Origin of the sequence: Streptomyces phyllanthi (genome assembly GCF_009377205.1) — a bacterium.
GTDB lineage: Bacteria > Actinomycetota > Actinomycetes > Streptomycetales > Streptomycetaceae > Streptomyces > Streptomyces phyllanthi.
Genome location: NZ_VJZE01000008.1, coordinates 23,352 through 49,409, shown reverse-complemented (window position 1 = coordinate 49,409; position 26,058 = coordinate 23,352). Strand labels below are relative to the sequence as shown.

The window sequence follows — 26,058 nt, the reverse complement described above, 5'->3', positions numbered from 1 at the left end:
TGGTCCGCCTGCGGGGCCGCTCCCGCCGCCGTTATCGGTGGCCGCCCTGGCCTGCTACAAGACCGGCGAAGCCTCACGGCTGATCTACCGGCCCTGCCCAGACGCCCGGCCCGATGGATGCAAGAGCTTCTCCTGGAAGGACTACCGCGGCCTGATCCAGACCGCCCATCAGCAGCTCGGCGGCCCGATCGTCCTCATCTGGGACAACCTCAACGTCCACCTCACCGCCGGCATGCGGCAGTTCATCGCCGGACGGGACTGGCTCACCGTCTACCAGCTGCCGCCCACGCACCCAACCTCAACTCCGTCGAGGGCATCTGGTCCCTGCTGCGACGCGGCTGGCTGTCCAACACCGCCTTCACCACACCCGAGCACCTGATCCAGAGCATCCGTCGCGGCCTGAGAGCGATCCAGTACCGCCCTGACCTGATCAACGGATGCCTTGCCGGAACCGGGCTATCACTCACACCCACGACAACCCGAGTTCAAGCTCAGTAGCCGCGCTCCACCTGAACCAGCGGCTTCACCGACGGCGAAGGCCCTCAGCTGTCGAGGAAAGGCCACCAGCGCCGCACGCCGTCGGCCTGAATGCAGGGAGCATCCACCGGGCGGGATTAAGAGCCAGGCACTCCGGTTCTCGGGAGAGCGTCGTCATCACTGCTGGGCTGCTCGGCGAGATAGTGCTGCAGGCCGATGTGACGGAACTGATAGACCGTGCCGACTTGGCGCAGTATGCCACGATCGTGTGCGTCCTGGAGAAACACCATCAATGACCACGGGACATGGTTCCGCATCGCCAGACAGGCCGCTGTTACGGCGAACTGCGGCCATGCCGTCTCCCTGAATCCAACATAGAACCCGCGCGCCAGTCCCATAGTGAGCCCAACGGCCAGCCCGCCGCCGAAGCCTAACGCCGGTATGACCCAGAAACTACTATTCAGCCCCATCATGAAAACGCCCCAGGCCCCGAACCCCAGGACGTATAGCAGCATGATCTGGAAAAAGATCCTGCGATCTTGCGTGACCAACTTCCCCGGCCCGACCCGGACGGCAAGATCCGCTCGCTCGAGCGTCAGCCTTCTATTGAACCGATTCCAGAGTATGGCCGCGGCGATCAGGCCGGCCCACTGGGCGGCGCGCGCGCCGACGAACTGGACCACAGCGAACGCTGTCACGAACGCTGCTGTGATCCCGAAGTTTAGGGCGGTTTGGAACCGGGAGCTCGGGTACACGACGGCGGCCGCTTTGCTGAGGCCGATGGCTGAAGCGAACCCGCATATGAGGAAGGCGGCCAGCATGCCGGCGAGCCCCCAGCCGAGCCCAGAGCTGAGACCGGCAACAAGACCGACAGTGACGGCGCCGATGAGAGCGGTCGCCAACTCTGCGGTGTTTTCTCGCTGCTCTGCAGGCGCCGCCGAGCCGAGTTCCCACCAGGCCAAATCGGTACTGCCACCGCGATGGGCTTCCAGGTGCCGGGCAAGGACGGCGAGCGTGTGACGAGCTTGCTGCACGGACCAGCGGGACCGCTTGCTGTGCCCGTCCCGGACGTCGTAGACGGCTGTAATGAAGCGGCTGAAGAGATGGCGCTCCAGCTCGTCGCGTGTGCGCAAGAGCGTGGTGTCGCACAGCTCGTCCGGGTGCGGAGCCGGCCCGGTCGCGCCGACTCTGGGCGGCGGGGCGTAGATGGTGCGCGCGAGGAACAGGCCCAGCGGCGTGCTCAACGCCTGACCGACGGGAGTATCGCTCCCCAGACGGGCGATGACCGCATCCCATCGCTCGGCATGGGGAAGACCGCTGCGCAGGTAGTCGGCAGCCGGGCCAGGGGTGAGCGGTACCAACTGGATGCCAGCGGCACCATCGAGCCGCCTGGCATCCGGCCCGTTCAGGGCAGCGCGATAAGCGTCGGTGCGGCTCGCCAGGACCAAAGGCTGCGTCCGCCAGGCTTTGTTGATCTCGTGCAGGGCCACAGCGTGCAGGGCGGGTGGAATCTCATCGAATCCGTCCAGGAGCGGCAGAATAAGTCCGCGCTCCACCAGGGCCTGGGCCCGGTCGATCTCCTGCGACTCCGCGGAGGCAGGACGCCTGAGGCCTACGTTGCGGTTGCGGCACAGTTGCTCGGCCATCCACGCTTTCAGACCGCCCTCGTGAGGGTTCCAGGACGCGAGAGAAAACAGCACCGGCACCGGGCCGCCGCTCCCCGGCCGCGCCAGTTCCTGCAGCAGACGGATCAGCAACACACTCTTGCCGGATCCGGGCTCGCCCAGAACCACCAAGCGGCGAGTGGGCACCCGCCGAGTGAAGACCTCGCCAATCTGCGTGTAGGTACCCTCCAACCCAGCCGCGTCCACCGGCCACGCGCCCGCATCACCGGGTGGGCCACCGGGCAGACCACGGGCAGTCGTGACCAAGTCCGCCCAGCCTTCCACCAGTCCGGACTCCGCGGGACGCCAAGCGACCGGCAACGCAGAGGACTCGCGCACTTCACGCCGGGCGGCCTCGGCGCTCCACTCCCGCTGAACGTCTGCTGCCAGCTCCTTCGCAACCACGTCCAGGCCTTTCGCGGCCTCGGCGCGGTTCGCACGGAAGGTAGCCACGCCCAGAACGAACGACGCAGCGGCCACAACCATCCCGAATACGGCCGAAACTGTCTCCAGATTGAGGTACTCCAACCCCACCACTAGCACCCCCGTGTACGCACAGTAAGTCATCATGCCGCACCTATGCCGACAAGGACACCATTCACGACGAATCCGCCCGCCCGGCCGGCCACCGCGAAGTGACGATTTGCATGCCAGCATCAGACACAGGCTCTGAGCTTGTCGTTTAACGTCCTGGCCTGCGACTGCGGGGGCAGCAGTGTGGTCAGTTGCGTCGAAGGCGCGATACCAGTGCTTGGGAGGGCGTGCAGAGCCAGTTCACGATGGTGCTGGTCACGGCGAGGTAGTGGATGCTGACTTGGCCGTGTTCCTTGTCTATTGGGGCCGGTGCGCCATCGCGGTAGATCCAGCGCATGTAGCGGTTGCGCAGGTAAGCCCCGGCCACAAGGAGGACCGGGGAGGCGACGATGGCCGCCAGTGCCGCTCCGGCCCTGACGGCCATCACCTTGGCAGTCTCATCGATGACCATGGCCTCAGTGTCCTCGGCGGGTGCTGTGTCCACTAGGTGGCTGTGCGCCGTGGCGTCTTCGCTCGGAGGTGGCGGAACCCCCGGCAGACCCGTGCGGGGGTGAGCTTGCGCTGCTCAGTCTTCTTCTCCCACGGGCGTCGCAGATCGACCGCCAGGGGCCGGGCGAGGCGGAGCTGGGTATGGGCGGCGATCACCAGCCACGTCCAGCGTTCCGCCGCCTCCGGACTGCGCAGCCGCGGCTTGGTCCATCCGAGTGTCTGCTTGAACAGGCGAAACGTGTGCTCCAGGTCGAAGCGGCGCAGGAACGCCTGCCAGCAGCGTTCGACATCCGCCGGGAGCGAGTCGACGCGGGACCACCACAGCCAGACGGGCTTGTTGTCGCCGCCGGAGGGCCGTTCGACGGTCAGGCGGATGACGGTGCCCTCGATGATGGGCAGCGGGCCGTCAGGTCGAGCCAGGCCGCCCGTCGGGTCAGCCGCGGATGCAACTGGTCCCAGGCCCGCGCTGTCGCTTTGCATACAGACGGGTGTCCGTAACCTTCACGGCCTGCTCATTGCCCCAGGTGGCGAGGTCGCCGAACGAACTCGCCGCCGTGCTTGGGCGGCCGGCCGCCCTTTGGGTCGTAGACGCGAGGCGGGGTCGAGCGGCGCAGCACCCGGTCCGAGCGCATGCGGCCCAGCACCTCCACTGGCAGGTTCCTGAGCAGGAAAGCGATGCGCGGCGCGTCGTATCCGGCATCCAGCACCACCAGAATGTCCGGGTCACCGTCGGCCCACTGACCGGCGGCGATGAGTCGTTCGACGACATCGCGGACCTGGGCGGTGGTGACAGCGGCAACGTCCGCACCAGGCGCCAGCCGGATGGCGTCCAGCACGGCGGTCCAGGAGGTGCGGCCGGTCTCCAGTGCCGCCACGACCGAGTACGGCCAGCCAGGGATCATCTGGTGCTTGGCGTCGCCGCGGCCGAAGGTGTGGCAGAACGAGCGGTCCGGGCAGGTGGCGGCGTCCGGCCGCAGCCACGGAGAGACCCGGGCGACTCGGGTGTGGAGATGGTGGTGGGCCGTATCAGCCTGTTCAGCCCCGAGGTTCGCCGCAGGTTCGACATCGTCAGCTTCAATCCGCGCGGCGTGGGCGGCAGCAACCCGGTGGCCTGCTCCGGCGCCCTGCTTGCTGAGCGGCCGTCACCGGAGCTGAAGCGCCAGGCGGACTTCGACGCCACCGTGGCGTACAACAGGCGGCTCCGTGCCGACTGCCGGGCCCGTACCGGCCCGGTGTTCAACCACCTTGACACCGCCCAGACGGTTCGGGACTTGGACGCCCTCCGGGCCGCCCTTGGCGAGCGGAAACTGACCTTCCACGGCAGCTCGTACGGCACGCTGCTCGGGGCGCAGTACGCCGAGACCTACCCGCGCCGCGTGCGCGCGATGGTGTTGGAGAGCGTCATGGACCACAGCGTCCCGACCACCCGTGACTTCCTGCAGCCCGAGGACGGTGGTCGAGCGGCTTGCCGGTGACGGCGACACTGAGCGCGCCCAGGACCTGGCGCTTTCCCTCACCCACCGCGCGACTCAGGCCGCGGCGCTGATCACCCTCGGAGGGTCGCTGAGCCCGGACCACGCACGCAGACTCGCGGCACGCTCCGTACGCCTCGACGGCTGGGAGTGGGGCCTGAACGTCCTGCCGCAGCTCATGCCCGGCTCTGTGGCCGCCATCGCCGACCAGGTAACGGGCTGACCCACGCGCGGCCCTGCGCGCGGCCTCCACCTCCCGCGCAAGCTCCACTGCGGACAATGAGCGGATGTTCACCGTCCAAAGTGGAGCATGTACGGATTTCGAACGCCGTCCTTAGCCTTGCTGCCCATGAGACATCCGGGCAGCCCCACATTCCGGCTGGCCCCGGGCGTTCTCGAAGAATCGCCACTGGTGCGGAATCCGCAGCACACCCGCCTCCACAAGACCACGCAGGTGCGCTCCCGCCACTGATCCGCCACAACGCGATCGGGCTCAGCCAGTGCGATCCGGTATCACAGCCGCACTGCTCCCCTCTCCCCGCCCCATGGCTCTGGCCGGGCGAGTCAGCACGCCGAGTCTTCGAACCCCTACTCAAGGATGTCCATGAGCACGACGAACGAGAACAGGGTGTCGCCCGACACCCACGCACAGACTCCCCCTGTAGGCGGCCTCCAGGCCGGGCTCAAGAACCGCCACCTGTCGATGATCGCCATCGGCGGGGTCATCGGCGCCGGCCTATTCGTCGGGTCCAGCTCCGGCATCGCCACCGCAGGCCCCGGCATCCTGCTCTCCTACGCCCTGGTGGGCACGATGGTGGTGCTGGTGATGCGGATGCTCGGCGAGATGTCCGCTGCCAACCCCACCTCCGGGTCGTTCTCCGCCCACGCGGACCGGGCGCTCGGACGCTGGGCCGGGTTCTCGATCGGCTGGCTCTACTGGTTCTTCTGGGTCGTCGTGCTCGCGGTCGAGGCGACCGCCGGTGCGGTGATCCTGGAGGGCTGGGTCCCAGCCGTCCCGCAGTGGGCCTGGGCCCTGATCGTGATGGTGGTGCTCACCGCCACCAACCTGGTGTCAGTGAGCTCGTACGGCGAGTTCGAGTTTTGGTTCGCCGGCATCAAGGTCGTCGCGATCGCCGCGTTCATCGTCGTCGGCGGGCTCGCCGTCTTCGGCGTCCTGCCCGGCGTGGACAGCAATACGGCCGGGCTGGGCAATCTCACCGACCACGGCGGCTTCCTGCCGAACGGGCCCGGCGCCGTCCTCACCGGCGTGCTGCTGGTCGTCTTCTCCTTCATGGGCAGCGAGATCGTCACCCTCGCCGCCGGCGAGACCGAGAACCCGCAGAAGGCGGTCACCAAGGCCACCAACAGCGTGATCTGGCGGATCGCCGTCTTCTATCTCGGCTCGATCTTCGTCGTGGTCTCCCTGCTGCCGTGGAACGACCCCTCCGTCACGGAAAAGGGCTCCTACGTCGCCGCCCTGGACTCCCTCGGCATCGCGCACGCCGGTCAGATCATGAACTTCATCGTGCTGACCTCGGTACTGTCCTGCCTCAACTCGGGCCTCTACACGGCCTCCCGTATGGCGTTCTCGCTCGGCGAGCGCGGCGACGCGCCGAATGCGTTCGCCCGGACCACCTCGCGCGGTGCGCCGCTCGCCGCGGTTCTCGCCTCCGTGGTCTTCGGGTTCGTGGCGGTCTTCTTCAACTACGCCTACCCGGACTCGGTCTTCCTCTTCCTGGTCAACTCCTCCGGTGCGGTCGCCCTGTTCGTGTGGCTGGTGATCTGCTTCTCGCAGCTGCGGATGCGGAAGATCATCCAGCGCGAGGCGCCGGAAAAGCTGGTCGTGCGGATGTGGCTGTACCCGTACCTGACCTGGGCGACGGCCGCACTGATCGTGTTCGTCCTCGGTTACATGCTGACCGACACAGAGGGAGAAAGCAGCGGACGGACGACAGTGCTGCTGTCGCTGCTGGTGGCCGCGCTGGTCGTGGCGATCGCGCTGGTCCGGGAGCGCCTCGGGTCCGCGTCCGGACCAGCAAAGGACCGGCGGAACGACACGGCCGCACGACGGTAGTAACGGAACGATGCCTGGCCCGTACCTTCGCTTTCCGCGGTGGTGCGGGCCGATCCCATCAAGGACGGCGGGACAAGAATGACGGCATCGCGGTCGACCCTGGCCGAGGCTCCGCGGTCGGCTCGGTCATCGCGCACGCCCTCGGTACCACCGACCTCGAGTCCTACGCCGACTCCTCGCGAGGCGACAGCAGGGGATGGTTCGGGCCGAAACCTCCCGGATGACCCGGGTCAAGTCGGGCACTCCTCCCTCCGCAGCTACCCAGGTGGACTTCCAGGGGAAGGCTGCAGGAGATGCGGATGCGGCGGGCCACGGTTGGGCCACGCTCTCGCCGACTCGGCGGTCTCCGGTCAGGACTCGGTGGGGGCTATCTGCGCCGTACGGCCCTGTTGGGGGCTCTGGCCGCAATTCCGCGAATCCCCCGGTCAACGAAGTGAGCGAGGGATCGTTTCGGCAGAGTATGTCCCGGCATGGCGAGCAAGACGGTCGAAGCTGTGCTGTTTCCCGGGATCGATGTGCGAGGGGAGTGCGTCAGCGACTCCTCCGACGTCCTGGTGGTGGAGGCGGTGTCCACCGCTCGCCCGGGCCGGTGCCCGGACTGCCGGAAACAGGCGAGACGCACACACAGTACGTATCAACGCGGCCTGGATGAAAGACCGTTGGGATCTCGCCAGGTCATAGTCCGGCTGCGGGTCCGCCGGTACTTCTGCGACCGGAAGAGCTGCTCCCGTAAGACGTTCGTCGAGCAGGTGCCGGGCCTGTCCGAGCGGCACCGCCGCTCCAGCGCCGGGCTGACGGGCTGGCTGCGGTAGATCTACACCAAGTCAAGTCAGGTGAATCCTGATGGCGGAAGCCGAGCAGACGTGGGAACCGTGATGCTGCCGCAGACCCGCGGCACCATCCACCAGGCGTACTGGGATGGCATGGAGGACCAGCTCGACTCGCTCGGCCTGCTCCTCAACGCCATCGTGCTCTGGACGACCCGTTACATCGACGCCGCCGTCGCCCAGCTCCAGGCCGAGGGCCACGAGATCCGCGAGGAGGACATCACCCGGCTCTCCCCGCTCAAGCACCGCAACCTGAGCCTGCTCGGCCGCTACAGCTTCACCGCCTCGACCCTGGCCGCCGGCTCCCTGCGCCCGCTGCGCGACCCGGACGCGCCCGAGCTGGACGAGGACGACGAGGGCGTGGGCTGAACGCCCACATCGGGTGACTCAGGCATATCAGGTGGCCGGGGTGCTCGAAAATCGCAAGTGCCGGTAGGGGAGCTGATGTCAGGCTGCCCGGTATGTCTGACTAAGCCTTGATTGGTGCGGCCGACCTGGCGGCCTGCTCGATCTTCGCGCAGTAGGCTGCACGGGCTTCCTCGTCGATCTGCTTCTCGTGTTCGGGGCGCATCCCGGTCCGGCCGTCGAGGCCCTCGCGCAGGATATCGGCGTGCCCGGCATGCCGGTTGATCTCGCCGAGGACATGGACCATGACGGCGAACAGGTTCGTGTTGGGACAAGGCTCCGGCCACCACGGCACGTGGCCGGGGGCGTCGAGGGGAAGCTCGTTGATCGTCGCGTCCGCGTGTTCCCACGTGCGCTGGTAGAACCCGATGATTTGATCCCGGGTCTCGTCTTCGGCCGCCCACAGATCGCTGCCGTTGTAGTCCTGCCAGCGGGGCAGCGGTTCCGGGGAAGGGCGGTCGAAGACCTCGCCGAAGTACCTGGCCTCGACGGCGGCCACGTGTTTGACCAGGCCGAGGAGGTTGGTCCCGGTCGCTGTCAACGGTCGGCGGGCGTCGTATTCGGACAAGCCGTCGAGTTTCCAGAGCAGCGCCTTGCGGTCCCGCCGCAGTCTCCCATGCAGGTTGTCTTTCGCGAATGCATCGATCATGCAGCATGAGCCTTCCATGAGCTGCTCGTGTTCTCAAGATCCCGTACATGGTCCGCAACGACTGGCAGAGCCGAGGCCTAGGGCTCCTGACGCGATGAGCTACCGGATTGACTGTCTGTCAGAGAGACGTGGGCGTGGGGTGCGTGACGGCTGGCGGCCGACCCGACCTGTTACTGCGCAGGAGAACTGCACGCATGCTGTTCGGTGCCGTTCTCTGATCCCGTTGAGTAGTTCGGGACGGGAATCGGGGAGGTGGGCGGGTGCCAGGTGAGAATCCAGCCGGCGGTAAGCGCCGCCGCGCCGCCTGCCAGAGCGATTGCGCCGCCTGTTCCGGTGCCTGCGGCCACCGAGCCGAAGCAGACCGGCCCGACGCCCTGCAGCGTCATGCTGCCGGAGCCGAGCAGACCGAAGGCCTGGCCTTGGCCATCCTGCGGCAGGGCGTCCAGGAACGGCCGTTGCAGGCCGAGACCGTAGGCGAATCCGAAGCCGCAGAGCAGCAGCAGACAGGACGAGACGCCCACTCCGGGCTCGGCAGCGAAGCCGACCAACGGCAGTCCCGTCAGCGCAATCAAAGGGACTACCAGTCGCTCCCGGGTGGGCGGCCGTAGCAGTCGACCCACCAGCAGGTCACCGACAAGCATGCCGACCGGCAGACAGCCCATCAGCACCGCGTACCAGCCGGGCGCGAAGTGGCGTCCTCCCGCGTAGGCGACGATCAGACCTTCCGCGCCCGCTACGAACGCGGGCGGTAGCCACTGGGCCAGCATCAGTCGTCGCACCGTATGTCCGCGCAGCAGCAGGCCGGCACCGTGCAGGCTTGCCCGGACGGCCCCGCCATCGCCCCGAGCGCTGCCGGGTGTGCCGCCGAACTTTCCTGGCTCCAGCCGGGGTAGCCGGATGCGGATAGCGAGCGCGCAGCCGAGGTAGAGCGCGGCGCTTACCGCGAGCGCCCGGTGCGGGCCGAGTACCGCGACGACCGCACCTCCCAGCGCCAGACCGAACAATTGCGCGCCGGAGGCAGCGATGTTGTTCAGCGAACGGCCCAGCACATAGGCGTCGCCGTCCAGTGACTGCGCGACCAGCCGACTCGACGCGCCGTGAAACACCGGTGTGGCAAGGGCGACCAGCGCCACGACACCAAGGCTTGCCGCGATCGGCATCCGCACCAGGGCGAGCAGCAGGGCGGCGGCGCACTCCAAGGCGTAGCCGCCGGCGATGAGCGCGCGGGGCGGCAGTTGGTCGGCCAGTGAGCCCAGCAGCAGCGAGCCGAACAACTGCGGGAGAAAACCGATGCCGAAGGCCAGTGCGCTCAACAGCGCGGAGCCGGTGGCCGAGAAGACCAGAACCGAGAAGGTGGTGATCCGCAGCGCGTCCGCGGTGATCGCGACGGTGCGGGTCGAGAAGAGCAGCCGGAACCGTGGCTCGGCCAGCACCTCCCGGTAGGTGGCACGGTGGTTGCCCTGCGCGGGCTCGGCGGTTGAGGTCATGACGCGCAGCCTCGCCGTGCGCCCACGCCACTCACCAATGATTCGTCGCTGGACGAATCGGAACAGACGTCCGGCGGTAGCATCGCAGGGTGCTCCGGTTCGAAGTCTCCGTCGAGGACCTGCTGCGCAGCCGCTTCGCCCTGTCGCCCGCGATGGACCTCTGCTTCCTGCTGCGCTCGCTCGCCGGACAGGACCGGCCGCTGCCGCGAGCCTGGGCCGGCGGGCTCCTGCCGGCCTTTGAACGGCTTCGCCGCGAGACCGAACTGAACGCCGCCCTCGCCCTGCACACCCCGCGATCCGGACCGAACTTCGTCGCCCCGCCCCCGCGCGGCCTCAACCAGACCTGGGCGGACGACCTGGCCATGATCCGGGCCACACCGCTGGAAGCGGCCCGCCACGAAATCGCCACCAACGCGACCGGCCCGTTGGCCCGTGATCCCCGCGTACGCGCAGTGCTGGACTCGACGGACGTCGTCGCCAGGATCGCCGAGGCGATGGACCAGGCCTGGCACGAGCTGCTCGCCACGGACTGGTCGCAACTGCGCGCAATCTGTGAGCGCGATGTCGTGCACCGGGTGGGTGTGATCGGCGAACACGGCTGGGTCACGACCATCGAGAGCCTGCACCCGAGCATCGCCTGGCAAGCCGGCGGTATCGAGCTCGGCCACTTTCCTCAAGTCGGAACGGTCCGCCTCGCCGGCGACGGGCTCCTGCTGATCCCTTCGGTCTTCATCGCGAATATCGCCGCCCACCTGGAAGACCCCTGGCCCAGGACCTTGATCTATCGTGCCCGCGGCACCGCCGCCCTGTGGGGCGAACAGGAGAGCGTCCCCCGGCCGGACGCGCTGACCGCTCTGGTCGGCCGGTCCCGAGCCCGGCTGCTGTTGGCGCTGGACGCCCCGGCGAGTACCAGCCACCTCGCCCGAAGCCTCGCCATGGCACCCGGCGCGGTGGGAGACCACCTCGCCATCCTGCGAGGCGCGGGGCTGCTCGTCCGTGCTCGATCCGGACGGTCGGTGCTCTACCGGCGCACCCCGCTCGGCGAGGCGCTGGTCGCCGGTTCGGGCTGAGGGCTCATATCAGCACTGCTTTTTGAGTCACCGCCAGCAGATGATTGCGCAGCCGAGGGTGAGGAAGGCCTAGTGGATGTCGGCGCGGATTTCCCAGCGGATACGCAGTCGGCAAAACCAGCGCAGAAGTGCGAAGGCCGCTTCGACGACCCAGCGGTTCTTGCCCAGGCCGCTTCCATGCTCGGTGCCGCGCTGGGCGATGGACGGGCGGATGCCCAGCTCACGGACCTGGCGGCGGTAGGCGTTGTGGTCGTAACCGCGGTCGGCGTAGAGGACGTCGGGGCGCTGACGGGATCGTCCGCGCTTGCCGCGGATGGGCGGTACGGCGTGGATCAGGGGCAGGCGCTGGGTGACGTCGTTGCGGTTGCCACGCCGAATCCAAGCTGCTGCTGTTCGGGCACGCCTTCGATGATCTGGGCCTGTTCAGGATTGCCCTGCGCACCGACAACCTCAACGTGCCTTCCCAGCAGGCTCTCACACGGCTGGGACTCGTGTATGAGGGACGTTGCGCAGCCACATGATGCGCCAGGACGGCACGCGTCGTGACTCGCTGTACTACAGCGTGCTTGCGGACGAGTGGCCTGCCGTGCGCGACAAGCTGCTAGCTACTTGCCCCTGAAAAAGTGTTTGGGCTGGTGACAAGGGGTCGACTGCGGCACGGCGCTGTGCCGCAGCCGTGTCGGGGGTGTGCCCCTCACCGGCTGAGGACGGTCATCCGCTGGAGGTTGTAGGCGAAGATCCCCAGTCCCGCCCAGGTCTGGGCGCCGGCCAGGCGACGCAGGCGGGTGCGACGGAAGCCGAAGCTGCGCTTGAGGTGACTGATACGGGCCTCGACACCGACTCTCCAGTTGCGCATGCGCCGGAATCGGCGGCTTTGTTCGTACTCACGCCGTGCCTTTCCCGGCTTCCCGGCTCGTTGCAGGCCGATCCGCTGGACACCGAGTTCGGCCAGGGCCAGATCGTTGGCCGCGGTGCCGAAGCCGCGGTCGGCGACGACCGTGCCCGGCGGGCGGCCAGTCAGGGACACGGCGCGTTGCACCGAGGGAATTAGTTGCGGCGCATCGGCCGGGTTTCCGCGCTGGACCTGGTGGTCGACGATGAAGCCGCGTTCGTCCTCGGCCACGAGTGTGGTGTAGCCGAACTGGGTGGGGTGCTGGGGCTTGCCCTTGCGGATCGGCCGGGCGTCAGGGTCGGCCAACGAGATCAGCCGGTCGGGGATGGTGCGGATGCCCGCCAGTCGCAAGGCTGTCTGCTCCAGCAGCCGGCGGGTGCCCGCCGACGTCTCGGCCAGCTCGCCCACCAGGTGCGCGAGCCGTCCCGAAGGCCGCTTGCCCAGCGCGCGCTGGGCATTGCGCTCCACCGCCGCCGCGTCCCGCAACGTCGCGCTGGCCACGGCGGCGATTTCACCAGTGAGCCGGTCGATCTCGCCCAGTGCCTGGCCAGTGCGCCGCCGCAGCGTGCGCGAGATCTCCTTCAAACGGCGCCCCGCTGACCGGCTGCGATCACGGAAGCGGGTGCGCCTGGCTGCCCCGGACGCCTTGATCCGCACCACCAGCTGGCCCAGCTTGCGTACCCCGTGTTCGAGCAGGTCGGCGTCCGTGGGGTGGTCGATGTCGGCTTCCATCACGGTCGTGTCGATGCGCAGCTTGCGGCACCGCAGCAGTTTGTCCTCGACCAGCTTGCCCAGCAGGGCGGCGTTCAGCTCGTCCACCACCTGCGGTCCGCTGCGGCGCACCAGCTTGATCAGCGTGGTCGGGTGCGGCACCGGGGCGGCCAGCGGGATACGGCAGAACCGGCGCCAGCTCAACGAGTCCGCGACCTCGCGGCACAGGGTCTCGTAACCGAGCTGGTAGCGGTGCGCCACGGCCCGGCCGGCTTCGCCGCGTCGGGGCAGTAGTGCAGGGCGTCGAGCAACCGCCAGTTACAGGTGGTCGGGGTCGTCGGCGAGGTCGCGGCCGCCGTGTGCCTCGTACCGCTCGCGGAAGTCCAGCCCGTACGCCGACCCGTGCAGCAGCGTGAGCGCGGTCGAGCAGTGTGCCACGTCCAGGTCGGCGGGTCCCCATGAAGTCTCGACCCGGTCCACGACACCGGTGATCCGCAGCTCGGACCCCGTTTCCGTGAAAAGCACGTTCCCGGGGTGGAAGTCGCGGTGCAGAAAGCGGCTTTCGTACGGCGGCGGGTCGCGGCGGATCACGTCCACGGCCCGCTCCCACAGGGGCCCGTCCGGGGTCCGTACGCGCCCCGGGGACGTCCACGCCTGGTAGGTGCGCGGTCTTTCGTCCGGTATGACGCCGTGGGCGCGGACGAGCTGGGCCGCAAGCAGGTCCAGGGGCCGGTCGAGGTCGTCCGCGTCCACGCGGACGCGGCCCGGCAGCGCGGACATCAACAGGGTCGGGTGGTCGCAGTGTTCGGCAGTGGCGTCCACGGCGACGAGGCCGGGCACGGGAATGCCTTCCTGCCCGGCGAGCAGGGTCAGGACGACTGCCTCTCGGGCCAGCAGCCCGGGCGGCAAGCCCCGCGTTGCGGAAGATCGCGTACCTGCCCGGCATCGAACTCCAGCGCCGCCTGCCCAGCGAAAAACCGGTGGCCCTGACCTTCGCGGACCTGACGGGCGCGAACCTGGGCGGAGCAAACCTGGGCGGCGCGAACCTGGGCGGAGCAAACCTGGGCGGCGCGAACCTGGGCGGCGCGGACCTGCAACGCGCGAACCTGGGCGGCGCGGACCTACGTCGTACGAAAGGCCTGCAAGCGAGCCAGGTGGCTTCCGCTCTGGTCTTCTCGACTACCAAGCTTCCCTCTGACCTGGCCAGAGACCCAGCCGTCAAGGCGCGAATCGCCGAGAACGAAAAGAAGGCCGCCGAAGCTCACGGATAAGAACCATCTTTGGATCTCTGCTCTGCGGAGAGCTGACGTCAGCGTCGATCGGTACGGGCAGATCGCGGAGAAGCTGCGAGGACGGGTTCTCAGCGTCGCGTGAAGGGCCATCGGCGGCGGGCCCGCCGCACGGGCGCGACCACCGCCTCGTCCAGGGCGGGCCGATCACGTACGGCCTGATCGAGTAAGGGCCGATCAGGTACGGGCCGGGCCGGCGAGGCGGCTTCGGGCACGGGGGATCGCTCGGCCTGGAGGCGCTGCTGCTCGGTGTCGTCCGCTCGCGTCGCGCCGCGGTGTGCCCAGGCGAAGCGCGCGAGGAGTTCAAGGAGTTCGTCGCGCGCCGCCAGGCCTTGAGCGCCCGGGTGGGCGAGGGCCGCGCGCAGGGTGTCCTGCAGGGTCTGCCGCAGGGATTGCCAGGGGCCGGAGCTGAAACGGCTCTGCTCGATCAGTGCGGCCAGCCGGTCGAGTTCGGGGCTGACCTCCTGGTCCGGTGCGGAGTACCGTCCGCGCCTCAGCTCGCCGGGCAGATCGGTCGCCTGCAGGACGGACAGGAGGACGCGTACCCCGTCCGCCTCGTCGAGTGCGGCCGCCAATTCCACGAGTTCCTCGGCGCGGAAGGAGTCGCCTTCCCTGGCGATCTCGTCCAGGAGGGCCGTCCGCAGCCGCCCGGCCTCGGCGACCGGCAGCGTCACGGTGAGGCTCTCGACGCCGCGGGACAGGGCCAGCCGCACGGCGGCCCGCTTGGCCGCCGGGTCGTCGCGCGGCCCGTGGTGCCATCGGAACAGCTCCAGCACCTTGCCCGCTTCGAGGGTGCCGGAGCGCTCCGTTCCCCCTCTCACCAGGCCGAGCAGCCCGAGGGTGTGGTCCAGATCGGCGTACGTCGGCGTGAACGGACCGATGTCGACGCGGCGGACGCCCCCCTGCCGTGGATCGCCCGCGCGCAGCAGTTGGGTGGTGTACGGCTCCCGGTGACCGCCGGGTTCGGTGATCTCGATGTCCCAGGGTTGCCCGTCGAGCAGCCGGACCCTGCCGCTCTGCCCGTACTGTTTTGGCATTGCGGTCAGCTCCCTTCAGGACAGGTTGTTCTGGACCCGGTGCAGATAGCTGAAGTCATGCCCTTTTCTGGCCTTCGTCAGCGGGCGGATCTCCCGGGTGGCCACATTCAGGGTGTACCCGCCGACGGTGCCCAGCAGCCAGCCGAGATCGGGCTGCAGCAAGGTGCCGCCCGCCGCGGCGGCGAGCGCGATGGCCACCATCACCGACCGGTGGACCCAGGCGAGGCGGCTGCCGCGCGCCGCCGCCCGGTAGTCCTCGACCGCCTGCGCGAGCTCCACCCGCAGCTGGGCGAAGACATCCGCGGGGTGCTCGTAGTCGCGCCGCAGCTCGCCCAGCAGCCGGTGGACGGCCCGCATCAGGCGCAGCCGCTCATCCGCGTACCGCTCGCGGAACTGGAGCACCTGGGCGGTCGTCGTGCCGGGCGCGGGCACGGGCAGCAGCCGGCCGAGCTCCATCTCCCAGGCCAACGCCCGGCTGTTGTAGGGGGATTGCAGCGACCACCGGTGTGCGTCCGCGCTGTCCGTGTACGGCACGAAGGCCCTGTCGTACGCCATACCGAGTTCGCCCACGACCTCCCGGGCGAGAACCCCGACGATCAGTGTCTGGACCTCCTTCGGCACCGCCACCGCCCACAACTCGCGGGGGTAGGGGGCGGCTAGACCGAGGGAGAGCAGCTCGTCCAGCAGCCAGGCGCTGACCTTGGAGACGTAGAGGAAGCTGTCGGGCGGATCGCAGACACGCGGCGGACGCGGGCGGTCCGCCATCCGCCGCAGCTCCTCGCACAGCACCATGGACGCCGAACTCGCCCGGACGAAGACCGGGTTGTGCCGGGGCGCCTCGAACGGTTCGAGGGCTTCGTCCCAGAGCGCCACGGGCGTATACAGCTGCCGGTCCTTGAGCTCCGCCAGCTCCGGCGCCAGGACGGCCTCGTAGACCTCGGGGGCCTTCGGCACGACGGACGCGATCCCGTCCCAGTACAGGAGCGACTGATGCAGGATCTCCTGTGGCGGGTTCACCAGCGGATAGTAGAGAAGGACGGCCATCGCTCCCCCCAGCGTCGGCGTCGGCGCCACCGGGCCGGCGATCAGGGGACCAACATAGCGGCGCGGGGCGTCGCACCGTTCCGTGACGACCTGGACCAGCTTGGCGATGGCCAGTAGAAAAATCTTGTGCCCGGAACTGAGCCGCCGGAACATCGCGCTGGTCGCCTCGGTGTCGTGAGCTCTGTCGGACAGAAACGTGACGCTGACGTCCTGGAAAATCGGGTCGGTCTCGAGGGTGGTCAGGGGCCTGCGCCAAACACTGGTGAACTCCGTACAACCAGCCCCGCCCTTCGGCGGTCACACCAGGTGTCCCGCACCCCGTCGACCGAGTGGGGGCCTCCGTGCCACACAACCGCCGCATCCTGACGTACGCCATCGCAGTCGCCGCGGCCACCGCCGGGTTCGTACTCCCGTCCGGCGCCACCGCTGCCACATCCCGCACCACAACGAGCGACTTCAACGGCGACGGCTACGCGGACCTCGCCGTCGGCGTCCCGGACGGGACCGTCGGCGGTCAGACCAAGGCCGGGTACGTGAACATCGTCTGGGGCGGCCCGAAGGGCGTCGGCGCCCATGGAAGCATCCGTGTCACCCAGACCACTCCCGAGGTTCCCGGCACCCCGGAGGCGGGCGACCGCTTCGGCGCATCCGTGGCCCTGACGGACCTCAACGGCGACGGCATCGCGGAGTTGCTCGCCGGTGTCCCCGGCGAGGACGTCATCGACCGCGGTACGGACGCGGGCATGGTCATCGCCGTAGGCGGCTCGCAGGACGGGCCGGGACCGGGGTCGACGGTCCTCACCGGGCCGTCGCCGTCGGCTGCGTACGGCAAATCGGTCGCGGCAGCCGACCTGACCGGCGGCATCGACGGCAACAAGGAGATCGTCATCGGCGGCACGGACAAGGTCGTCGCCCGTGTCATCCAAGGCGAAGACAGCATGGTCACCACCGTCGTCGCCGCCCCCATGGGCGGCCGCGCCCCCGTCCTGGTCACCGGCGACTTCGACAGCGACGGCACGGCGGACCTGGCCGTGGCGTACTGGACCGCGGGCGCCCCCAACACGCAGTCCCACGTGCGCCTGTGGAAGTGGGACGCCGACCGGTCCGCGATGGCCAACTTCTGGAACACGGACAACGCCGGCGTGACCGCCCTGGCCGCCGGCGACTTCGACGGCGACGGCCACGACGACCTGGCGCTCGGCGAATGCCGTGAGATCGCCGACGAGAACATCGACGACCCGTGCGGCCCCGAAGAACTCGCCAAGGGGGGCGGCATCCATATCCACTACCAAAGCCCAGCGGGCGGCTCGTTCGGCAGCCGCGCCCAAACCCTCAACCAGGACACGACGGGCGTCCCGGGCGTCGCCGAGGCCGACGACCGCTTCGGCGCCGCCCTCGCCGTCGCCGACGTCAACCGCGACGGCCGCGACGACCTGATCGCGGGCGCTCCCGGCGAGGCCATCGGAAGCAGAGCGGGGGCGGGCGCCGCCTGGCTGCTCCACGGCGGCGCTCAGGGCCTGCTCGATGCCAACGGCGCTGCCACGTCCGTCTCCTGGAACCAGGCCACGCCCGGCGTCCCGGGCGTCGCCGAGGCGGGCGACGCCTTCGGAGCGGCCCTCGCCACGGGCGACTGCAATGCCGACGGCGTACCGGATGTCACGGTCGGATCCCCTGGCGAGAACGCCTCCCTGGGCGCCGTATGGCTTCTCCCCAGCGGCTCGGCCGACGGCTCGGCGGCCTTCTCGCCCCGCACGCTCGGTCTTCCGTACCTGTCCACGGCTCAGCATTACGGCAAGCCGCTGAGCAGCCGCTGAGCAGCCGCTGAGTAGCCGCTGAGTAGCCGCTGAGTAGCCGCTGAGTAGCCGCTGAGCGCGCCCTACAGGCGTTGAGCCCGCCCCCACACACAGCGGATGTGGCTGTTCTTCGCCACCGGGACGGCCAGTTGCTGCCGGGCGAGCAGCGCCGCAGTCCTCGGTGAGGCAGGGGCTGATCACCGCCGGGACCCGACCCGGAACGCGCTCGGAGGAGCGGGCGCGTCGGCTCCACCGGTGACGTACCCGTGACGTCGCCAAGGCGCTGCCGCGACGTCACGGGTGCGATCCTGCGGCAACCATGCCTGTGCCCATCAAGGTCCGCTCGTCGCGCCCGGCGACACCGGCGGTGTCGCCGGTGCGTGATGCGCGCGTGCGGACGGGGCCAGAGGTGTCGGACCTGCGTGTGCCCGCCGCGCGTGCGTCGGGCTCGGCGATGGAACCGGGCCCATCGGCTGTCGTTCGGGCTGGAGCGGTGGTCGGCAACGCGGCGGTGACCGCTGCGATGGGTGGCTCGCCACCGGGTACCGGGCCCGGTCGGTCCGGATGGGCCGGGCAGATGATGCTGGCCGGGCAGGACCTGGTCGGGAACCAGGCCGTCGCGGCTCAGGCGGGTGCGTTGCCCACTGCTCAGCAACCCACCTCAGCACAGCAACAGCTCCCGGCACAGCGGCAGTCGGCGAAGAAGCCCGAGCCGGGGAAAAGGCCGGAGCCGAAGCCTGTCCGGAAGGCGATGGCCCCGCCCGTACCCGCCTCCGACAAGAAGGACGCGAAAGGCACCGAGGACCGTCCTCCCGACGAGGGCGCAAAGAAGAAGGAAGCAGCGGGTCCGAGGTCACCGGGTGCCGATCCGAAGTTCCAGGCTTTGAAGAAGGACGTCGCGGCCAAGAAGCAGCGTGTGGCGTCGAGCCACCCGCCCCCGGCCGCGGAAGCCGGTGCCGCACAGGGCGCCGCGGTGCCACCGGCCGACGACCAGGAGGCCCGCGGCAAGGCGGCGCACGCCGAGGACATGGACGCCGCCCAGCCCAAGGAGTTCGACAAGAGGTCGTTCATCGCCGCGGTCGAGAAGGCCATCAGGGACCGGGCCCCGAAGAACCTGGACGAGGCGGACAGCTTCGGGGAGTCGGGCAAGGCCGAGGAAGTCAAGACCGAGGTCCAGGGCAAGGTCGGTGAGGGCAAGGACGCCGCGGCCCGGGAGATCGCCGACACCACCGCCGCCACGCCGCAGTCGGCCCCGGACGCCAAACAGGTGGTGCCGCTGGCGGCGGACAAGGTGCCGGGCAAGCCGGGTGCCCCGAACCCGAATCAGGCCGCCCCGGACGTGTTGCCGGCCTCGGCGACGGACATGTCCGCGGGTCCGGACCAGGTCAACCAGCAGATGGCATCAGCGCAGGTCACCGAGCAGCAGCTGTCGATGAAGAACGCGCGTGAGCCGAGTTTCGACAAGGCGGTGCGGGACAAGAAGGCGATGGAGGCCCACTCGGCGGCCGCCCCGCAGGAGCTGCGCGCGGGCGAGGCGGCCGAGTTGAAGAAGGTCAAGGCCACGGCGGCGACCCGGGGCGCGGCCGCGATGGGGGCCATACACGCCACCCGGGTCGTCACCGGCCGGCAGGTCTCTGTCGGCAAGCAGGGCACCAAGGGCCGCGACGAGGACAAGCGCACGAAGGTCACCGCCCTGCTGCAGAAGGTGTTCGACGACACCAAGTGCGACGTCGAGAAAATCCTGTCCGACCTGGACAAGAAGGTCGACGACCAGTTCACCAGCGGCGAGAAGCGGGCGAGGGACCGGTTCACCGACGAGCACACCCGGGGCATGGACGAGTACAAGGCCCGCCGCTACTCCGGTTGGGGAGGCAAGGCCCGCTGGGTAAAGGACCTGTTCGCCGACCTCCCGGAGGAGGCCAACCGGATCTACGAACGCGCCCGGGACAACTACCTGACCGCGATGCGCCAGGTCATCTCCGACATCGCCGACACCGTCGAACACGAGCTGCGCCGCTCCAAGGACCGCATCGCCAAGGGTCGCAAGGACCTCAAGCACGCGGTCGACACCCTGCCCAAGGACCTCCGCGCCATCGGCAAGGAAGCGGCGGCGGACTTCGAGGACAAGTTCGACGAGCTGGCGGACACGGTCAACGACAAGGGCACCGAACTCGTCGACACCCTGGCCACCAAGTACACCGACGCGGTCAAAGCGGTCGACGCCGAGATCGCGGCGGAGAAGGAGAAGAACAAGGGCCTGGTCTCCAAGGCCGCCGACGCCATCGGCGGCGTCATCAACACCATCAGAGAGCTCGGCCGCATGCTGATGGGCGTGCTGCGCAAGGCGGCCTCGGCGGTCGGTCTGATCCTCAAGGACCCAGTCGGCTTCCTCGGCCGGCTCATCTCCGGCGTCGGCGGCGGGCTCAAGCTGTTCATGAAGAATGCCGGCCGCCACCTCCAACAGGGCGTGCTGGCCTGGCTGCTCGGCTCCGGCGTGACAGCGGGCCTACGGCTGCCGACGACCTTCGACGTCCTCGGCATCCTGGTGATGATCGCCGGCCTGCTCGGATTGTCGTGGCCGAACATCCGCGCACGCCTGGCCCGCAAGGTCAACCCGAAGGCGATGGCGGCGGCGGAAACCGGCAAGGACGCGATCCCGATCGTGGTGGAGGCCAGGAAGCGCGGCGTCGCCGGCCTGTGGTCGGACCTGAAATCGCGTGTCGGGGACCTGAAGAAGGACCTGATCAGCAAACTGGGGTCCTACCTGCTGCCGACGATCATCATCGCGGGCGTGACGTGGATCGTGTCACTGTTCAACCCGGCATCGGCGTTCATCCGCGCCTGCAAGATGATCATCGACATCGTCCGGTTCATCGTCACCCAGGGTCGGCAGATCATCGAGTTCGTCAACACCGTCCTCGACGCCGTGATCGCCATCGCCCGCGGTGGCACCGGCGGCGTCCCAGCCCTGGTCGAACGCGCACTCGCCCGGTCGATCCCGGTCCTCATCGGGGCACTGGCCGCGATCCTCGGCATCGGCGGGATCGCCGGCAAGGTCAAACAGATCTTCCAGGAGATCTCCCGCCCGGTGAACCGAGCCATCAACTGGGTCATCGACAAGATCACCGGCCTGCTCAAGAAGCTGTGGAGCAAAATCAAGCCCAAACCGAAGAAACCCAAGAAGCCCACGCGACCACGCGACCGCGACAAGCCGGCGAGGCCGAGAAAGCCGCGCAAACCGGTCAAACCGAAGCGACCGCGCAAGCCGAAGAAGTCGGACCGCCCGAAGGACCGCCGACGCAAGGACCGCCGCACGGACAAGGACAAACGGCGCGCCCTGGACGCTGCCATCCGCGACGCGAACCGGCTCATCGACGCGGAGGGCGCCACCGTCAAGTCCGTGCGCAAGGGCCTCCCGCGCATCAAGCGCCGACACCGCCTGAAGTCGATACGCCTGGTGGAGACCGGGGAACTCCACGTCATCAAGCTGTCCATCAACCCGGACGGCGAGTCCGACAAGGCGAACCTGACCTTCCCCTACGAGCTCGGCAAAGCACGGGATTCGATCGATCTCGTGGACGTCGACCACGCACACAGCACCCTGCGCGCGGTCCAGAACGTCACCGAAGAACCGCACCGGGCGGCCTTCATCGTCAACATGATCGCGATCCCCAAGGAAATAACGAACAACCCCAAGGTCGCCGCTCGATATCTCACCGACGCCTGGGCATCGTCGAAGACGGAGAAGCCGGTGGCGGCGATCAGAACCGCCGTCATCATCGGCGTCAACGCCGCGGAAGGGCTGGATACGAGCGACAAGGAGCGCGGAAAGCAGTCGGTCATCGTCGCCATCAACGCGGTCGATCGCCCACATGACCTGCTCATGGCCGTGTTCGGGTTCACGTGGACCCCCAGGTGGATGGACACCTCCGGAAACCGCAAGAGGGCGGTGCCGATCGAGATGGTGCGCGCGAGGTTCCGGGGCCTGGACAAGGCGGGCAAGGAAGCCGCTCTCACCAAGGAGAGAGCGCAGATGCGCGGCCAGAATGTGCCCTTTGGTCTCCTCCGGGGCAAGGTGTTCAACTCCCCCTACACCCGCGACGCAAAGGGCTATCTCAGCGAGGTCAATAAGAGGGTCTACGTTCTGCTCCAGGATCCGGACAGTACTGTCTCAGCGCCCGGCGGCCCCGGTGTGCTCGCCGCGTACGAAAACATCCTCAACGATGTCAAGAGCGACCCGATGATGGTCATCGGCGGCTATGACTTCGAACGGTTCGACTGGAAGAGGGCGAAAACCGAGTCGCTCACCGTTCAGCTGACGATACTGTCGAACAGGATCGACCGTGCGATCCGGTTCGCGATCGGCAAGCGCCATCCCGACGTGCTGTATCCCTCGGAGCCCAGCACGCTGGTGAAGGTGTGGGAGGCGGAGGTACTCGATGTCTTCCGCAGGTTGGACGAACAGGCCAGCGACACGGCCCGAGAAGTGCTTCCCTTCGGGATCGGCCCGTCCGAGGGGCACAACTTCCGGAAGTGGCTAAAGGCGCTGTTCCGCGGCGACTTCTCGGTGATCTACGATCCGCAGGCTTCCGTCAGCACCGATCCGAAGCCGGGGAGTCCCGCGCGCCGCCTCATCCGAAGTGCGCAGGACGTCATCAACGCCGTCAAGCGGAGGGGTAAACCGGCGTACGGGCTTTTCCTGCAGTCCCAGACGACGGCGAGCGCGCAAAACCTCGCGGAAGCTCTGTTCATGAAGGATCCCAAGATCAGGAAGAGAGGGAAGGGACTTATACAGACCGAGATATTTCGTCATGTCGAAAGAGTCATCATACTGATGACGGAGAACCCGGGAATGACCGCGCGGGATCCCCGGATCCGGCAGATTCTCCACGACCTGGCCAATGCGGTCAATGAGTTGAGCGGGTCGACCCTGGCCCAGCGGAACAAGGATTTCGAGAAGTCCGTGACGTTGGCGCACGAGCTCGCGCATGACATCATCTTCGCGCTGACGTCGAGGAAGCTCAGGTCGACCTGGCGCAAACTGGGCCGCGCGCTGCGGCAGGCCGAGCGTCAGGGGCCAGGACAGGGCACCGAATAGGGAGTGACGGTTGGTCGATGACGAGGAGCTCGAACGACTACGAGCCGAGGCGGCGAGCCGCGAGTACGCCCCGATGGCCCGTCTCGCACGAGCACTGTATGAGAACGGCCTGCCCGCGGAGCACGTCCTGCACGAATGCTACGGAGTCGGTTTTCCTAGAGAGTTCTTCGTGATCGCGGACGCCGACCCATACGGAACCGACCTGCTCGCGATGTGGACCAACCAGCCATGGCAAATGGCCGTGCCACTCGACCGAGGTGGCCCCGCCGCCCGAGCCGACACCCTCGAGCCGATGGAGCGGCGGTTCCATGACATGGATTCCGATCTGCTGCCGCTGCTGTACCTCGTCCGCCCCGGCATCGACACCGAGGACCACGGCGTGGTGCTGTGCTACCGCCTGACCGAACTGGCGGCGGGCCGACCGATGATCTTCGGCGCACGCCGGGAAACCACCAGCCGCGACGAAGTGGCGCGACGTGGCGATTCTCTTCTTGCCGTGCTGCGTGCGCACCACGCAGGGTATCTGCATGAGCTCGAGGAGGAACTCGAGAACTGGGAGGGCAAGGGAGAATACGACACTGTCGACGAGGACGAGGTGGAAGACGTCAGAGCCCTGGTTGAACGTCTGGAGGCTTTCCAGGACGCGTCAGCATAGTTTGCAGATCGTCGCGTGCGGTCGCGGAGATGTCTCGCGCTCCTCATAATCGGCGCCATGCTGAAAGCGAGGGCGCTGCTCGCTGTGGTGTTGTGCAGGTGCCATGGGGGGCGTTGTCACGTTGTTGGGCGTGGGTGCCTGACGGGGTGACAGAGTGTGGCTGGCCCGGGCGTCAGCCTTGACTCAGGCTGCGGTGAGCTGGCTGGCGGCGCCCGTGATCTGGTCCCAGATCACCAAGCGGATGATCATCTCGGTGCGGTGGCCCGGGGCGGACAAGCGATGGCGGCAGGGTCTGAAGCGGGGTGAGATCCCGCTGAACGCGGACAGGAACCGCTGGGCTCCACCGACACTGCGGAAGCCCTTCATCGCTCGTTCGCGCTGGCGGGTGGGCTGATGACTGTTCTCCGCCCGGTTGTTCAGGTACTTCGACTGCCGGTGCTCGACGGAGGGCATGACCTCGTGGTGGGCCGCGCCGTAGGAGCGGAGCCTGTCCGTGACGATCACCTGCGGCACCACGCCGGTCTTCCTGAGAAGGCAGCGGAAGAAGCGCCTGGCCGCGGCGGTGTCCCGGCGGTCCTGCACGAGGATGTCCAGCACCGTCCCGTTGTCCCGTCCTGGTCCATGGCCCGCCACAGGTACTTCCGCTCACCGTTGATCTAGCTGAAGACCTCGTCCAGGTGCCACTTGTCGCCGGGCCCAGGCTCTCGGCGGCGCAGCGCGTTCGCGTAGGCCTGCCCGAACTTCAGACACCACCGCCGGACGGTCTCGTAGAAGACGATCACACCGCGCTCGAGCATCAGCTCCTCGAGCCCGCGGAACGACAGCGGGAAGCGGTGGTACAGCCACACACAGCGGGAGATGACCTCGACCGGGTGCCGGTGCCCCTTGTACGACGGCGACGCGTCCCCCATAGACCTTCCCTCTCCGGCATGATCAACCAGAAGGTCATCCCACCCGGTCAACCAACGTGACAACGCCGTCGTGTCGGGTAAACACGCAGGAGGCGACGAAGAGCCCGACGTCTGCGCCGTCACTGCGGGCGGTAGTGTTGAACTTCTGCAGGTCCGGGCTGCCGCACGGCACGACGAGCTTGCGGCCGTCCGGCAGACAGCCGATCACATCGGCGCCCAGAACCGCGCGCCCGCCCACGCGTTGCACACGGGTGCAGCCGACGGGGGTCAGCCCCCGGCAGTGGCTGCTCACCGCCCGCGTCAATCGCGCCCGCGAACTGCTCCAAGCCAGCGACCTCGGCATCGAGCAGATCGCCGCCCAGGCCGGTCTTGGCAGCGGCACCAACCTTCGCGCCCGGTTCCGCGACGTCTCGTCACCACGCCCGCCGCCGGGCATCAGGCACGAGGCTGGCGTTCGCAGTCGCTGATCTGCGCTCTCCCCCGTCATATGTAGTCCACCCACAAGCCGATTTCCGCGCACCCGTCCTCGCGTACGGAGTAGAACTTGAAGCCCCAGGGGCACGGGGTGTCGGAGATCTGCACCTGCCCGCCCACCGCCAGTGCGCCGAGCGGTTCCCACCCTCCCCCGAGGATCACCGGAACGTTCTCGTACCGGTGGATCAGCACCCGAGGGCCTGGGAGTCCGGCGTCCCAGCCGATCTGCTCGCGGTATTCGACGTAGTAGGTACCGGCGGGTGTGACCATCGCCGCCATACGGGACTCGGCGGCGACGTCCGGCCGGTACAGCGGAGTCAGGGTGAAGTTGTCGCCGAAGGTGATCGAGCCGTCGGGGGTGGTGACGTCCCCCTCGTACAGCCTGCTCTCGTCGAACCAGCCAAGGCGATCGAGGTTCAGGCCGGTCGCGGCGGGGCCCGCGGCCCGCTGCCAGGCGTCCTGGAAGGTCCAGACGCTCATGGCGCTCATGATGTCGAAACGGTCGCCGTAGTCCCCCTCGGTCTGCGACTGGGAGTGGTCGAGCCCGAGGACATGGCCGATCTCGTGAAACATGAAGGTGGGTTCGAAGGGGCGGCTGGCACGGTAGGCCAGGACCGCCACGCCGCCGCCGACGGAGCCGTGATCGGAGTCGATGTTGTAGGCGATGACGACACCGGAGTAAGCGTCGATGTCGAGGCCCGCGTTGGCCGCGGCGGCCAGGCCCCAGTCCCTGAGCAGCCGGCGCTGGGGTATCCCGCCGACCGCGGCCGCCTCGGCGGCGGTGTGACCGACGTCGAGCCACTGCGTGATGAGGGAGGGCGAGGGGTCGTACTGCCCGAGGGAGATGTCGCTCAGGTAGCGGACGACGTTGCTGGGGTCGCGGCCGTCCGGGTCGAAGAAGTCGACCCAGCGGCCACGTCCGGCCGCGTCCGGCAGGACGTCTGACGGATGGCACAGGACGACGAGCACAGGGCGCTCCTTTCGCTGCTGCGGGCAGGCCGTTCGA

Annotated in this window: 19 protein-coding genes and 6 pseudogenes; 12 read left to right on the top strand and 13 right to left on the bottom strand. The window is 68.4% G+C overall.

Features of this window, described 5'->3' with window-relative positions; all coding sequences use genetic code 11:
• The first annotated feature begins 37 nt into the window (after window positions 1-37).
• Window positions 38-379: a transposase gene (locus FNH04_RS02815; protein WP_425588627.1), complete on the top strand. Its 342-nt coding sequence runs from the start codon at window positions 38-40 to the stop codon at window positions 377-379.
• Window positions 380-614: 235 nt separating this feature from the next.
• Here FNH04_RS02815 and FNH04_RS02810 read toward each other — a convergent pair whose 3' ends face one another.
• The 3 genes and pseudogenes from FNH04_RS02810 to FNH04_RS02800 form a co-directional block, all read right to left on the bottom strand.
• Window positions 615-2,675: an NACHT domain-containing protein gene (locus tag FNH04_RS02810; protein ID WP_194236520.1), complete on the bottom strand. Its 2,061-nt coding sequence runs from the start codon at window positions 2,673-2,675 to the stop codon at window positions 615-617.
• A 187-nt stretch (window positions 2,676-2,862) separates the two neighbouring features.
• Window positions 2,863-3,126, bottom strand: coding sequence for a hypothetical protein (locus tag FNH04_RS02805; RefSeq protein WP_152779951.1), 264 nt, complete (start codon window positions 3,124-3,126; stop codon window positions 2,863-2,865).
• Window positions 3,127-3,182: 56 nt separating this feature from the next.
• Window positions 3,183-4,153: pseudogene (locus tag FNH04_RS02800) on the bottom strand (transposase); the annotation flags it as partial.
• A gap of 27 nt (window positions 4,154-4,180) precedes the next feature.
• On the opposite strand from FNH04_RS02800, the gene FNH04_RS02795 reads away from it, so the two are divergent.
• The 5 genes and pseudogenes from FNH04_RS02795 to FNH04_RS02780 form a co-directional block, all read left to right on the top strand.
• Window positions 4,181-4,639 carry an alpha/beta fold hydrolase gene (locus FNH04_RS02795; RefSeq protein WP_386576332.1) on the top strand — a complete coding sequence of 153 codons (459 nt, stop codon included), beginning with the start codon at window positions 4,181-4,183 and terminating at the stop codon, window positions 4,637-4,639.
• Window positions 4,617-4,859 (top strand): hypothetical protein, encoded by a 243-nt coding sequence (locus FNH04_RS02790; protein WP_152779949.1) that lies wholly within the window; start codon window positions 4,617-4,619, stop codon window positions 4,857-4,859. The genes FNH04_RS02795 and FNH04_RS02790 overlap by 23 nt, the downstream gene beginning before the upstream one ends.
• Before the next feature lie 381 nt (window positions 4,860-5,240).
• Entirely contained in the window at window positions 5,241-6,710 is a 1,470-nt protein-coding gene (locus FNH04_RS02785) for an amino acid permease (protein WP_152779947.1), read from the top strand.
• A 470-nt stretch (window positions 6,711-7,180) separates the two neighbouring features.
• Window positions 7,181-7,522, top strand: coding sequence for a transposase family protein (locus FNH04_RS47270; protein ID WP_228031009.1), 342 nt, complete (start codon window positions 7,181-7,183; stop codon window positions 7,520-7,522).
• Between the two features lie 78 nt (window positions 7,523-7,600).
• A pseudogene (locus FNH04_RS02780) lies at window positions 7,601-7,906 on the top strand (Tn3 family transposase); the annotation flags it as partial.
• 100 nt (window positions 7,907-8,006) lie between these two features.
• On the opposite strand, the gene FNH04_RS02775 reads toward FNH04_RS02780, so the two are convergent.
• Window positions 8,007-8,591, bottom strand: coding sequence for a DinB family protein (locus FNH04_RS02775; protein ID WP_152779945.1), 585 nt, complete (start codon window positions 8,589-8,591; stop codon window positions 8,007-8,009).
• 170 nt (window positions 8,592-8,761) lie between these two features.
• The gene (locus tag FNH04_RS02770) at window positions 8,762-10,078 is read right to left on the bottom strand and encodes an MFS transporter (RefSeq protein ID WP_152779943.1); all 1,317 of its coding nucleotides are present in this window, start codon (window positions 10,076-10,078) and stop codon (window positions 8,762-8,764) included.
• An 89-nt stretch (window positions 10,079-10,167) separates the two neighbouring features.
• Here FNH04_RS02770 and FNH04_RS02765 point away from each other — a divergent pair, with 89 nt between their 5' ends.
• Complete coding sequence (locus FNH04_RS02765) at window positions 10,168-11,148, top strand: ArsR/SmtB family transcription factor (protein WP_322722523.1); 981 nt, start codon at window positions 10,168-10,170, stop codon at window positions 11,146-11,148.
• A gap of 69 nt (window positions 11,149-11,217) precedes the next feature.
• Here the strand turns inward: FNH04_RS02765 and FNH04_RS02760 are convergent.
• The 3 pseudogenes from FNH04_RS02760 to FNH04_RS02750 all read right to left on the bottom strand — a co-directional run.
• Window positions 11,218-11,517 (bottom strand): annotated as a pseudogene (locus FNH04_RS02760) (transposase); the annotation flags it as partial.
• A gap of 325 nt (window positions 11,518-11,842) precedes the next feature.
• Window positions 11,843-13,006: pseudogene (locus FNH04_RS02755) on the bottom strand (ISNCY family transposase); the annotation flags it as partial.
• Window positions 13,006-13,654, bottom strand: a pseudogene (locus FNH04_RS02750) (phosphotransferase family protein); the annotation flags it as partial. The pseudogenes FNH04_RS02750 and FNH04_RS02755, both read right to left, overlap by 1 nt.
• A gap of 14 nt (window positions 13,655-13,668) precedes the next feature.
• Here FNH04_RS02750 and FNH04_RS48860 point away from each other — a divergent pair.
• Window positions 13,669-14,022 (top strand): pentapeptide repeat-containing protein, encoded by a 354-nt coding sequence (locus tag FNH04_RS48860; RefSeq protein WP_322722522.1) that lies wholly within the window; start codon window positions 13,669-13,671, stop codon window positions 14,020-14,022.
• Window positions 14,023-14,111: 89 nt separating this feature from the next.
• Here FNH04_RS48860 and FNH04_RS02740 read toward each other — a convergent pair whose 3' ends face one another.
• Window positions 14,112-15,077 (bottom strand): hypothetical protein, encoded by a 966-nt coding sequence (locus tag FNH04_RS02740; RefSeq protein WP_152779939.1) that lies wholly within the window; start codon window positions 15,075-15,077, stop codon window positions 14,112-14,114.
• A gap of 15 nt (window positions 15,078-15,092) precedes the next feature.
• On the bottom strand, window positions 15,093-16,274 hold the full coding sequence (locus tag FNH04_RS02735; protein ID WP_152779937.1) for a hypothetical protein: 1,182 nt from the start codon (window positions 16,272-16,274) through the stop codon (window positions 15,093-15,095).
• Window positions 16,275-16,462: 188 nt separating this feature from the next.
• On the opposite strand from FNH04_RS02735, the gene FNH04_RS02730 reads away from it, so the two are divergent.
• The 3 genes from FNH04_RS02730 (at window position 16,463) to FNH04_RS02720 (ending at window position 23,667) form a co-directional block, all read left to right on the top strand.
• The gene (locus FNH04_RS02730) at window positions 16,463-17,935 is read left to right on the top strand and encodes an FG-GAP repeat protein (RefSeq protein ID WP_322722521.1); all 1,473 of its coding nucleotides are present in this window, start codon (window positions 16,463-16,465) and stop codon (window positions 17,933-17,935) included.
• 730 nt (window positions 17,936-18,665) lie between these two features.
• On the top strand, window positions 18,666-23,012 hold the full coding sequence (locus FNH04_RS02725) for a hypothetical protein (RefSeq protein WP_152779935.1): 4,347 nt from the start codon (window positions 18,666-18,668) through the stop codon (window positions 23,010-23,012).
• Between the two features lie 10 nt (window positions 23,013-23,022).
• The gene (locus FNH04_RS02720; protein ID WP_152779933.1) at window positions 23,023-23,667 is read left to right on the top strand and encodes a hypothetical protein; all 645 of its coding nucleotides are present in this window, start codon (window positions 23,023-23,025) and stop codon (window positions 23,665-23,667) included.
• Between the two features lie 183 nt (window positions 23,668-23,850).
• Here the strand turns inward: FNH04_RS02720 and FNH04_RS02715 are convergent.
• Both FNH04_RS02715 and FNH04_RS47260 read right to left on the bottom strand, forming a co-directional pair.
• Window positions 23,851-24,578, bottom strand: a pseudogene (locus tag FNH04_RS02715) (IS6 family transposase).
• 34 nt (window positions 24,579-24,612) lie between these two features.
• On the bottom strand, window positions 24,613-24,870 hold the full coding sequence (locus FNH04_RS47260) for a hypothetical protein (protein ID WP_322722527.1): 258 nt from the start codon (window positions 24,868-24,870) through the stop codon (window positions 24,613-24,615).
• Between FNH04_RS47260 and FNH04_RS02710 the strand changes: the two genes are divergently transcribed.
• Window positions 24,830-25,045 (top strand): helix-turn-helix domain-containing protein, encoded by a 216-nt coding sequence (locus tag FNH04_RS02710; protein WP_322722520.1) that lies wholly within the window; start codon window positions 24,830-24,832, stop codon window positions 25,043-25,045. The genes FNH04_RS47260 and FNH04_RS02710 overlap by 41 nt on opposite strands.
• A 16-nt stretch (window positions 25,046-25,061) precedes the next feature.
• Here the strand turns inward: FNH04_RS02710 and FNH04_RS02705 are convergent, their stop codons facing one another.
• Window positions 25,062-26,021 (bottom strand): metallopeptidase domain-containing protein, encoded by a 960-nt coding sequence (locus FNH04_RS02705; RefSeq protein ID WP_152779931.1) that lies wholly within the window; start codon window positions 26,019-26,021, stop codon window positions 25,062-25,064.
• Window positions 26,022-26,058: the final 37 nt, after the last annotated feature.